Source organism: Albidovulum sp. (genome assembly GCF_008933605.1).
Lineage (GTDB): Bacteria > Pseudomonadota > Alphaproteobacteria > Rhodobacterales > Rhodobacteraceae > Albidovulum.
Map to the genome: position 1 here is coordinate 1 of NZ_WBUS01000107.1, position 10820 is coordinate 10820.

Here is a 10820-nt window from a genome sequence, read left to right on the forward strand (position 1 = left end):
ATGAAGGCCACGGCGAGGCCCGCGACGAGGCCCCGCCCCGGATCGGCCTTGGTCAGCGCGATATAGACCTCCTGGCCGAGGTCCCGGGTGCCGACGAGCGCGGTGATGACAAGCATGGAAAGCGCGAACATGATCGTCTGGTTGAGACCGAGGAGAATCTCCGGCAGCGCCAGCTTCAGCTTGATCCGGGTGAGGATCTGCGCCTCGGTCGCGCCCATCGCGCGCCCCGCCTCGACCAGCCGCGGATCGACGCCCTGAAGCCCGAGCACCGTGTAGCGGATCGCCGGCACGACGGCATAGGCCACGACCGCGATCATCGCCGTGAAGTCGCCGACGCGGAAGAGCATCACGGCGGGCATCAGGTAGACGAAGGACGGCAGCGTCTGCAGCGTGTCGATCACCACGCGCACCACCGTCCAGAGCCGCTCGCGCTCCGCCGCGAGGATGCCGACCGGCACGCCGATCAGCATGGCGAAGGCGACCGAGATGCCGCAGAGATAGACGGTGATCATCGCCTTTTCCCACTGGCCCGTCAGGGCGATGAGCGTCGCGAGCGCGGCCACCAGCGCCGCGAGCCGCCAGCCGCCGAGCCGCCAGCCCGCGAGCGCCAGAAGGCCCGCGACACCGAGCCAGGGCAGGCCGAGGAGAAAGCGCTTGAAGGGCACGAGGATGTTCAGCAGGACCGCGTTCTTCGCCGCCTCGATCGCGTCGAAATAGTTCACGTTGATCCATTCGACGACGCGGCTCCAGAAGGTGCCGGTCGAGATCTCCCAGGCGTCGGGCCAGCTCCGCACCGCCGGCAGGGCAAGCCCGGCCAGGACGGCGAGGCCAATGGTGGCAAGACCGGCCGCGAGATAGGGATGACGCGCGATCCGGCCTCCCTGCAGGGCCTCGCCACGCCGCCGCGCCGCCGCCTGGCTCAGCCGGTCGAGCACGACGGCGAGCGCGACGATGGCAAGACCCGCCTCGAGCCCCGCGCCGAAATCGAGCTTGCGCAGCGCCGTCAGGACGTCGAAGCCGAGCCCGCCCGCGCCGATCATCGAGGCGATGATGACCATGTTGAGGCTGAGCATGATGACCTGGTTCACGCCGACCATGAGCCCGCCCTGCGCCGAGGGCACCATGACGCGCCAGAGCATCTGGCGCGGCGTGCAGCCGACCATGCGGCCGAGGTCCTGCACCTCGCCCGGCACACGCGCGAGCGCAAGCTCCGTCACCCGCGTCATCGGCGGCATGGCGTAGATCAGCGTCGCCACCACAGCCGCCGTCGGGCCGAAGCCGAAGAGGAAGAGGATCGGCACGAGATAGGCGAAGACCGGGATTGTCTGCATCAGGTCGAGCACCGGCCGGATCGCGCGGGAAAACCACGGGTGCCGCCAGGCGAGGATACCGAGAAGAAGCCCGCCGACGACACCGAGCGGTGCCGCGACGAGGATCGAGGCGAGCGTGACCATCGCGCTTTGCCACTGGCCGAAGACGAGGAGGAACGCGAAGCAGCCCAGGACGAGCGCGGCGAGCCCCCGCCCCCCGGCCCAGAGACCGAAGAGCGCGAAGAGAAGCGCGGTGCCGAGCCAGGGCAAGGGCGGAAGGATCTGCACGGCCGCCGACCCCTGCCCGCTCAGGAACCCTGTCGAGAGGACCGAAAGCGCGAACCGGTAGGGCATGTCGATCACCGCGGCGATGAAGCGGGTGAACTCGGCGAAGGTGAAGAGACCGAAGGTCGCCTCGTTGAGGAGCCACCTGGTGAAGCCGGTGATCCAGCGCGCGACCGGCACCGTCCAGCCCTTCGGCACCTCGAAGGCCCAGGGCAGGACGCCGGCGCCGGCAAGCCAGAGGAGCGCGAAGACCGCGACCGCCGCCGTCCAGACCGCGATACCCCGTCCGAAGTAGGACCTGTCGCGCCCCATCTCAGCCCCCGAGCATGAGCCGCACGACATCGTCGCGGAGAAGTTGGCCGACCACGACGCCCCCCGCGTCGGTCACGGCCACGCTCTCCACGCCGTCGAGGAACAGGGGCGCGGCATCGGCCACGGTCGCGCGGGCGGCCACGCTGGCGCCGGGTGCCCCGGAGGCGGCGGGCCGCATCACCCGCGTCACCCGCACCACCTTGGCCTTCGGCACCGAACGGGTGAACTCGCGGACGTAGTCCGTCGCCGGGGCCAGCACGATCTCCTCGGGCGTGCCCTCCTGCACCACTGCCCCGTCCTTCATGATGGCGATGCGGTCGGCCAGCCGGATCGCCTCGTCGAAGTCATGGGTGATGAAGACGATGGTCTTCCTCAGCACCGATTGCAGGCGGATGAACTCGTCCTGCATCTCGCGCCGGATCAGCGGATCGAGGGCCGAGAACGGCTCGTCGAGGAACCACAGCTCCGGCTCCACCGCGAGCGAGCGGGCGATGCCCACCCGCTGCTGCTGGCCGCCCGAAAGCTGGCGCGGCATCGCACCCTCGCGGCCGGCAAGCCCCACAAGCGCGATCATCTTCCGCGCCCGCGCCTCCCGCTCCGCCCGCGCCAGGCCCTGAACCTCCAGCGGGAAGGCCACGTTATCGAGCACGCTCAGGTGCGGCAGAAGCGCGAAGTGCTGGAACACCATGCCCATCTTGTGGCGCCGGATCTCCACCATCTCCTTGCCGGAAGCGGCGAGCAGGTTCCGTCCGTTGAAGAGGATCTCGCCCGCCGTGGGCTCCACAAGCCGCGACATCAGCCGCACGAGCGTCGACTTGCCCGAGCCCGAGAGCCCCATGATCACGAAGATCTGCCCTTCGGCGACCGAGAGGCTCACGTCGCGGACAGCGGGCACCAGCCCCGCCGCCTGCAGACGCGCCGGATCGGCCTCCGCGCCGAGCGCCGCGAGCGTCTCGGCCGCGCGGGCGCCGAAAAGCTTCCAGACGTTGCGGCAGACGAGCTTCGCGGGAAGGGCTTCGGTCATCGGGGTCAAGTCGTCAGGAGAACCGGGCCGCCCGGTGTCCCGGGCGGCTGCTGTCGCGGGGGCGGCGGAGGACGGCCCTACTGGCCGATCCAGCCCTTCCAGCGAGCCTCGTTCGCGCCCATCCAGGCCGCGGTGACCTCCTCGACGGTCTTGCCGTTGAGGTCCACCTCGGTGATCATCTGGCCCATCTCGTCATTGTCGATGGTGAAGGCCTTGATCGCCTCGTAGGCGCCCGGCCACTTGTCCTTCACGCCGGCCCAGCCGACCTTCCAGATCTCGCCGAAGGGCTTGCCGCAGTCATAGGCCATATCGGGATTGGACCCCCAGGCCGGATCATTGTAGCACTCGGGCGTGTATTCGGGGAATTCAACCCATTCGCCCTCATACTTCGCCGGCGCCCAGTGCGGGGCGTAGATCCAGAGCATGATCGGCGCCTGGCGCTGATAGGCGCTTTCAAGCTCGGCGAAGAGCGCGGCGTCGGTGCCGGCATGGATCACCTCGAACGGCAGGTCGAGCGCCTCCACCCGTTCGTCGTCGAACCCGCCCCAGGTCACCGGCCCGCCCAGATAGCGCCCCTTCGGCGCCGTCTCGGCGGTCGAGAACGCCTCGGCGCAGGCCGGGTCCTTCAGCGCCTCCCAGTTCGGCAGGCCCGGGCATTTCTCCTTCATATAGGCGGGATACCACCACTCTTCCTTGGCCTTCATGCCGGTGGGGCCGAAATTTTCCACCTTGCCGGTGGCGGTGGCGGCGTCCATCGCCTCGCGCCCCGTCGTCTCCCACATCTCCATCGCGACATCGAGGTCGCCGGTCTCGAGTCCGGCGAACTGCGCGAGATAGTCGGCCTGGACATACTCGACGTTGTATCCCGCCTGCTTCAGCACCTCGCCCATGAGGTTTGTGGTGATGAGCTGCCCGGTCCAGTCGTGCAGCGTCAGCTTGATCGGGTCGGACGATTCCTGCGCCCCCGCCGCGCCTCCCGCGGCCGCCAGCGCGAGCGCCGACACCATGAGCCCGCGGATCAGATTTCCCGTCTTCGTTGGCATTGTGAACCCCCTGTTCGTGCCGGCCGGGCCGGTCTGTCGAACGCTGACCCGTCCGCGTCTGGCGCGCCCGGACCCGTTCCTTCCGCAGCCTGAGCCGAGGAAGCCGATTCCGTCAACCGGGTGATGTGGTTATTTGTGATTATTTTGCCCGTATCGCGCCCGTTTCTTGCAGGACAAGGCGTTCCCGCCTAGGATCGCGTCAGCCTGCGGAGCGTCCGATGCTGTCCAAACGTCACGCCGACATCCTCGAGATCCTCGAAGCCGAAGGCTCGGCAACCATCTCCGCACTCGCGGGGCGCCTCGGGGTTTCCCTCGAAACCGTCCGCCGCGACGTGAAGCCGCTCACCGAGGCGGGACGGGTCCTGCGCATTCATGGCGCCGTCGGCCTTGCCGGCCGCATCGGCGAGGCGCCGTTCGAAAAGCGGATGCGCGAGAACGCCGGACCGAAGCGCGCGATCGCCCGCGCGGTCGCGGCGACGATCCGCGACGGGGAATCGGTGATGCTCGACACCGGCACGACGACGAGCTTCGTCGCCCGCGAGCTCATGAGCCACCGGCGCCTGACCGTCGTCACCAATTCCTCCGACATCGCCCGCACGCTTGCCACGGTAAACGGCAACCGGGTCTACATGGCAGGGGGCGAGCTCAGGTCCGACTCGGGCGCCGCCTTCGGAAAGTCGGCGCTCGACTTCATCGCGCAGTTCGCGGTCCACCATGCCATCATCTCCGCCGGGGCGGTCGACGAGGGCGGCGTGATGGACTACGCGCTGGAAGAGGCCGAGTTTGCCCGGCTCGTGCTCTCGCGCGGCGAGCGCCGCGTCGTGGTGACGGATCACACGAAGTTCGGGCGCCGGGGCCTCATCGCCGTGGCCGGCTGGGACGATGTGGGCGAGGTCGTCACCGACCGCGCACCCGACAGATCCATTGCCGAAAGCCTCGCGGCGGCCGGTGCGACGCTGACGCTCGCGCCCTAGCCGGCCTCGTCCCGGATCGCGTCCGTCACGATGACGAGCGCCCGGTCGAGATCCTCGCGCGCGATCACGAGGGGCGGCGACAGCGTCAGCACGGCGCCCGCGCTGATCTTGAAGCTGAGGCCGGCGGCGAGGCAGCGATAGTAGATCCGTTCGGCCAGGTCCTTAGCCGGTGCACGGCTGTCCCGGTCCGTCACGATCTCGATCCCGAACAGGAGGCCCCGTCCGCGGATGTCGCCGACGATCCCGACGCCCGCGAGCGCCTCGGCCAGCGTGGCGAGCGCGTGGCTCCCGAGTGTCGCCGCCCTCTCCGTCAGACCCTCCTCGCGGATCACCGCCAGGGTCTCCAGCGCCGCCCGCGCGGTCACCGGGTTCTTCTCGTGGGTGTAGTGCCCGATCGCGTAGTCGCCCGCCACGTCGAGATCGCGGCGCGCCACCACGGCGGCGATGGGCAGGATGCCGCCGCCGAGCGCCTTGCCGAGGGTCACGATGTCGGGGACCACGCCATCATGCTCGAAGGCGAACATGCGGCCCGTCTTGCCGAGGCCGGTCGGGATCTCGTCGAAGATCAGGAGTGCCCCGTGCCGGTCGCAGGCCGCGCGCACCGCCCGCCAGTAGCCCGGCGGCGGCACCACCGGCACCGCCCGCATCGGCTCGGCGATGACCGCGGCCACGTCGCCCTCGCGTTCCAGCACGAAATCCACCATCTTCGCGCAGGCGAGCCCGCAGGTCTCGGGCCCCGGATGACCGTAGGCGCAGCGGGAGCAGTTGAAGGGCGCGACATGCTCCGCGCCGGGCAGCAGCGGCCCGGCGACATGCGAGCGGAACGTCGCCTCGCCGCCGACGGAGGCGGCGCCGAACCCCGCGCCGTGGAAGGCGTCCCAGAAACTCAGCGTCTTGAACCGCCCCGTCGCCGCGCGGGCGAGCCGCAGCGCCACCTCGTTCGCGTCCGATCCCCCGGTGGTGAACAGCACCTTGGAAAGGTCGCCCGGCGCGATGGCACCCAGCGTTTCGGCCAGCTGCACCGAAACCCCGTTGGTGAAGCGCCGGGGCGCGAAGCTCAGCTCGTCCAGCTGCGCCTTGATCGCCGCCACCACGCGGGGATGGGCATAGCCGAGGTGATGGATGGAGTTGCCATGGAAATCCATGTAGCGCCGCCCTGCCGTATCCTCGATCCAGATGCCCTCGGCCCGGGCGATGGTGGAGACGCAGGGCGACGACAAAGACTGGTGCAGGAACGCCTCCGCGTCGCGCAGGAGCAGGTCGCGCGTGGCCGGGTCGGGGTGCCGCGCCGCCCATGCCGCCCGCGCCTCCGACCTGTTGGACTCGCCCTCGGTATGGGTGATCACGCGTCGCCCTTTCATCTTGCCCCATATACCTCCGCCGGAGGCTCCCGAAGCCGCGACGCGCTCACCGCGGCCAGGGAAGCGAATAGGTCTTCACATTGGTGAAGAACCTCATCGCCTCCGTCACGCCTTCCTTCACCCCGTTGCCGCTGTCCTTGATGCCGCCGAAGGGCGAGGTCTCGATCCGGTAGCCGGGCTGTTCCCAGATGTTCACCGTGCCGACGTCGAGCCCCTCGATGAAGGCCTGCATGCGGCGGAAATCGTTGGTGCAGACACCCGAGGAGAGACCGAAGGGGGTCGAGTTGGAAATCCGCATCACCTCGGCGTCGTCGTCGGGCACGCGGACGATGGGAACGATGGGGCCGAAGGTCTCCTCCATGACGAGTTCGCTGTCATGCGGTACGTGGTCCACAACGATGGGGGGCAGCAGCGCGCCCGTGCGGCCGGGATCGTAAAGCACCTTCGCGCCCTCGGCGGCGGCCATGTAGACACGTTTCTCGAAGAGCTCCGCCGCCGTCGCGCTGATGACGCAGCCAAGCTCGGTCGCGGGGTCCATCGGGTCGCCGAACCTGAGCGCCTTCGCCTTGGCCAGCACCTTCGGTACGAACCGGTCGGCCACGCTTTCCTGGACGAGGATGCGCTTGACCGCCGTGCAGCGCTGACCGGAATTGCCGGTGGCGCCGGCCACGGCAATCGCCGCGGCCTTCTCCAGATCGGCGTCGTCGAGGTCGTTCAGCACGATCAGCGGGTCGTTCCCGCCAAGCTCCAGCGCCTGCCGCTTGTAGACGGCCTTGGCCGCGATCAGTTTGCCCACTGGCACCCCGCCGGTGAAGGTGACGATGTCGACGTTGGGATTGGTGATCATCTCCTCGCCGATATCCCCCGGCCAGCCGGTCACCACCTGAAGCATTTCAGGCGGCAATCCGGCCTCATAGAGGATATCGGCGAGGGTCAGCGCCGTGAGCGGCGTCAGTTCGGTCGGTTTCACGACCATGCAGTTGTTCGTGGCAATGGACGGCGCGACCTTGTGGCTGACCATGTTCAGGGGATGGTTGAAGGGCGTGATCGCGGAAATCGCCCGGACCGGCTCGCGCTTGGTGTAGATCTTGCGGTCCTTGCCGTTGTGCGTGAGGTCGCAGGAGAAGATCTGGCCGTCGTCCTGCAGTGCCTGGGCGGCGGCGAAGGTATAGACGTCCTGCGCGCGTTTCGTCTCGTAGACGGCGTGCTGCCAGCAGATGCCAAGCTCCAGCACCAGCCATTTCGCCAGATAGTCCCGCCGCTCGCCGATGATCTCGCCGGCGCGCTTCAGGATCTGGCTGCGCTCGTAGCGGCTGAGCCGCGCGCGGTAGCCGGCCGCGATCTCGAAGGCGCGGCGGGCGTGTTCGGCCGTGCCCGCGGGCACGGTGCCGACCAGTTCGCCCGTGTAGGGATAGCGGACCTCGATCACGCGGTCGGTATAGACCTTCTCGCCGCCGATCCGCATGGCTTCGTGGCGGATGCCCTGGTCGATCCTGTTCATGGTAGCTTTCCTTCCTGCGGGGCGGCATAAGGGGCTGCATTCAAGGCCAAGGTTGCAGCATGATCATTCGTGAGGCGAGCGCTGCGGACGGCAACGCCATCTGGGCGATGCTGGAACCGGTGTTCCGGGCCGGCGACACCTATGCCATCGACCGCGACATCACCCGCGAGGATGCGCTCAGCTACTGGCTGGCCGGGCGATGCTTTGTCGCACAGGACGCGGACCGCGCGGCCGGCACCTATTACATCCAGCGCAACCGGGCCGGCGGCGGGGCGCATTACTGCAATTGCGGCTTCGTCACCGCGCCCGGCAGCGAGGGGCGCGGCGTGGCGCGGGCGATGCTCGAGGACGCGCTCGCGCGCGCCCGCGACCTTGGCTACGAGGGCATGGTGTTCAACTTCGTGGTCACCAGCAACCACCGCGCGGTCGCGCTCTGGCGCCGCTACGGCTTCGAGGAGGTCGGCCGCGTCCCTGGTGCCTTCCGCAACAGCGTGGGCGAGGACGCCGACGCCCTCGTCATGTTCCGCCCGCTCTAGCGCCGGATGCATCCGCCCGCCTACTGCGCCGCCGCCGTGCAGGCGTAGAGGAAGGCGTCGAAGTTCCTGAGCTGGGGCGCGTCCGGAAGGTCCAGCTTGCGGTTGACGATGAAGGGCACCTCCTGCTCGGTCAATCCGCCGTGAGAGCGCAGCGGCTCCTTCAGCGCGGCGAGGTCGTGGCGGTGCTCGGAGGTGCCGATTGTCATCGTCTCGCCCGAGATCATCACGATGTCGCCGATCCGGTCGGCGGGCAGCTCGAACCGACGCACCGCCTCCTCGCGGTCCACGACGAGGGTGAGTTCCGGCAGCGCCGCGAGACGCGCCATGATCGCGGCCCGGTCCGCGCCCGCGGGCAGGTAGGCGGTGGCGAAGGAACCGAGCGCGCCGTGGTGGACGACGTAGGGGTCGGTGATCGGCAGGATGACCCGGGCGGCGCCCTTGCCCAGCCACTCGTCCATCAGGTCCTGCACGTAGATCACCGCCGGCGTGCCGTCGGCCTTGTGCTTGGGCTTCATGCCGTGATCGGCCGTCACCACGATGGCCGCGCCCAGCGCGTCAAGCTCGGCCAGGTAGCGGTCGAACATCGAATAGAAATCCTTCGCGCCCTTCTCCTCGGGGGCGAACTTGTGCTGGATGTAGTCGGTCGTCGAGAGGTACATCACGTCCGGCTTCCACTCGCGCAGGAGCTTCACGCCCGCGGCGAAGACAAACTCGCTGAGGTCCGCCGAATAGACTTCGGGCACGGGCCGCCCGAGCCATCTGCTCGCGTCCTCGATCCCGTTCTCGGCCATCGTGGCCCTGTCGGACCGCTCGGAGGAAAAGCAGATCGCCCGTGCCTCGTCGAACCTGAGCCCGGCGCCGAGAAGCGCCCTGAGCTTGTCCTTCGCGGTGACGACCGCGACCCGCGCGCCGGCCTCGTAGAACCTGGCGAAGACTGTCGGCGCGCGCAGGAACCGCACGTCGTTCATCATCACCTCCTGCCCCGTCTCGGGCTCGTAGAGGTAGTTTCCGCAGATTCCATGGACACTCGGCGGGCGGCCGGTGGCGATGGAGAGATTGTTGGGATTGGTGAAGGAGGGGATGACCGAATGCGCCAGCCGGTCGGTCCCGGCCGCACGCATCCGCTTGAGGGTCGGCATCAGCCCCTCAGCGATGGCGACATCGAGATAGGCGGGCTCGCAGCCGTCGAGGCAGATCGCAACGGCGGGCACCTTCGGCCAGGGATAGGCGCGGTCGTTCGCGACGACGGGCGCGTGGTGAATTGCGTTCATTCGATATCCTTCCCTCAGAATTCCTGGTCGGCCTCAGGCGGCGAGCCTGGCGCGCTCGGCCAGCGCCGCCGCGGGTGGCGCGGCCGAGGTCACGCCCATCTCGGCAAGCGCCTCGCCGGCCGCAGCGACGACCTTGCGCATCACGTGTACGTCCATCCGGCCGATGCAGCCGATGCGGAAGCTGTCCACCACCGTAAGCTTGCCGGGATAGATGATGAAGCCCTTGGCCTTCATCCGGTCGTAGAAGTCGCTGAAGACGAACTTCGGATCGGCCGGGCAGAAGAAGGTGACGATGATCGGCGAAAGCCAGCGGTCCTTCAGGAGCGTCTCGAATCCGAGGCCGCGCATCCCCGCCACCATCACGTCGCGGTTGCGGGCATAGCGCGCCCCGCGCCCGGCGACCCCACCCTCCGCCGCGTGCAGGCGCAGCGCCTCGAGGAAGGCGGCGACGACATGGGTCGGCGGCGTGTAACGCCACTGGCCGGTCTTCTCCATGTAGGCCCATTGCGCATGGAGGTCGAGCGCGAGCGAGTGGCTGTTGCCCTTGGCCCTCTCCAGTTCGGAGCGGCGCGCGACGACGAAGCCGAAGCCCGGCACCCCCTCGATGCACTTGTTGGCCGAGGACACCATCGCCTCGTAGCGGATCTCGTTGACGTCGAGCGAAAGCGCGCCGAAGGCCGACATGGAATCGACGAGAAGCTTGCGGCCCTTCGCATAGACCGCCTCGGAAATCTCGGCAACGGGGTTGAGGATGCCGGACGAGGTCTCGCAATGAATTGCGATGACATGGCTGATCGCCGGGTCGGCGTCGAGCGCGGCGGCGACCTCGTCTCCGCGCGGCGGCATGTAGTCGCCCTTGTCGATGAGCGTGTGCGCGCGGCCGAGATAGCGCATCGTCTCGGCGGCGCGGAGCCCGTAGGCGCCGTTCGCCAGAACCAGAACCTTGCCGTCCTTCGGCACGAAGGTCCCGAGCATCGCCTCCACGCAGAAGGAGCCGGAACCCTGCATCGGCACGCAGGTGAATTCGCCCTTCCGGTCCCCCGCAAGCGCCAGGATCTGGTCGCGGAGCGATTTCGTCATGGCGCGGAAGTCGGCATCCCACGAGCCCCAGTCGCGCAGCATCGCCTCCTTCACCTCGAAGGCCGTGGTCAGCGGTCCCGGCGTCAGGAGATAGGGCTCTCCGAGCCTCGGGGCGGGAAAGGG

General features: G+C 68.6%; 9 protein-coding genes. 2 read left to right on the top strand and 7 right to left on the bottom strand.

The window, feature by feature from the left end; genetic code table 11:
• The 3 genes from F9K34_RS13365 to F9K34_RS13375 all read right to left on the bottom strand — a co-directional run.
• On the bottom strand, window positions 1-1907 hold a 1907-nt coding region (locus F9K34_RS13365), incomplete at its 3' end, for an ABC transporter permease (protein WP_291337467.1).
• Between the two features lies 1 nt (window position 1908).
• Window positions 1909-2931, bottom strand: a complete 1023-nt coding sequence (locus tag F9K34_RS13370) for a quaternary amine ABC transporter ATP-binding protein (RefSeq protein WP_291337468.1) — start codon at window positions 2929-2931, stop codon at window positions 1909-1911.
• Between the two features lie 77 nt (window positions 2932-3008).
• Entirely contained in the window at window positions 3009-3974 is a 966-nt protein-coding gene (locus tag F9K34_RS13375; protein WP_291337469.1) for an ABC transporter substrate-binding protein, read from the bottom strand.
• 218 nt (window positions 3975-4192) lie between these two features.
• Between F9K34_RS13375 and F9K34_RS13380 the strand changes: the two genes are divergently transcribed.
• The gene (locus F9K34_RS13380; RefSeq protein WP_291337470.1) at window positions 4193-4948 is read left to right on the top strand and encodes a DeoR/GlpR family DNA-binding transcription regulator; all 756 of its coding nucleotides are present in this window, start codon (window positions 4193-4195) and stop codon (window positions 4946-4948) included.
• Here the strand turns inward: F9K34_RS13380 and pbfA are convergent.
• Window positions 4945-6309 carry a (R)-1-hydroxy-2-aminoethylphosphonate ammonia-lyase gene (gene pbfA / locus F9K34_RS13385; protein ID WP_291337471.1) on the bottom strand — a complete coding sequence of 455 codons (1365 nt, stop codon included), beginning with the start codon at window positions 6307-6309 and terminating at the stop codon, window positions 4945-4947. The genes F9K34_RS13380 and pbfA overlap by 4 nt on opposite strands.
• A gap of 46 nt (window positions 6310-6355) precedes the next feature.
• Complete coding sequence (phnY, locus tag F9K34_RS13390; protein ID WP_291337472.1) at window positions 6356-7810, bottom strand: phosphonoacetaldehyde dehydrogenase; 1455 nt, start codon at window positions 7808-7810, stop codon at window positions 6356-6358.
• A gap of 59 nt (window positions 7811-7869) precedes the next feature.
• Here phnY and F9K34_RS13395 point away from each other — a divergent pair, with 59 nt between their 5' ends.
• The gene (locus F9K34_RS13395) at window positions 7870-8346 is read left to right on the top strand and encodes a GNAT family N-acetyltransferase (protein WP_291337473.1); all 477 of its coding nucleotides are present in this window, start codon (window positions 7870-7872) and stop codon (window positions 8344-8346) included.
• Between the two features lie 20 nt (window positions 8347-8366).
• Here F9K34_RS13395 and phnA read toward each other — a convergent pair whose 3' ends face one another.
• Both phnA and F9K34_RS13405 read right to left on the bottom strand, forming a co-directional pair.
• On the bottom strand, window positions 8367-9617 hold the full coding sequence (gene phnA, locus F9K34_RS13400) for a phosphonoacetate hydrolase (RefSeq protein WP_291337474.1): 1251 nt from the start codon (window positions 9615-9617) through the stop codon (window positions 8367-8369).
• 33 nt (window positions 9618-9650) lie between these two features.
• Window positions 9651-10820: 2-aminoethylphosphonate--pyruvate transaminase (locus tag F9K34_RS13405; RefSeq protein WP_291337475.1), on the bottom strand; the 1170-nt coding region annotated here is incomplete at its 5' end.

Coding starts and splice junctions, on each gene's coding strand:
- F9K34_RS13370 (WP_291337468.1), bottom strand. CDS start 2,931: ATGACCGAAGCCCTTCCCGCGAAGCTCGTCTGCCGCAACGTCTGGAAG.
- F9K34_RS13375 (WP_291337469.1), bottom strand. CDS start 3,974: ATGCCAACGAAGACGGGAAATCTGATCCGCGGGCTCATGGTGTCGGCG.
- F9K34_RS13380 (WP_291337470.1), top strand. CDS start 4,193: ATGCTGTCCAAACGTCACGCCGACATCCTCGAGATCCTCGAAGCCGAA.
- pbfA (WP_291337471.1), bottom strand. CDS start 6,309: ATGAAAGGGCGACGCGTGATCACCCATACCGAGGGCGAGTCCAACAGG.
- phnY (WP_291337472.1), bottom strand. CDS start 7,810: ATGAACAGGATCGACCAGGGCATCCGCCACGAAGCCATGCGGATCGGC.
- F9K34_RS13395 (WP_291337473.1), top strand. CDS start 7,870: ATGATCATTCGTGAGGCGAGCGCTGCGGACGGCAACGCCATCTGGGCG.
- phnA (WP_291337474.1), bottom strand. CDS start 9,617: ATGAACGCAATTCACCACGCGCCCGTCGTCGCGAACGACCGCGCCTAT.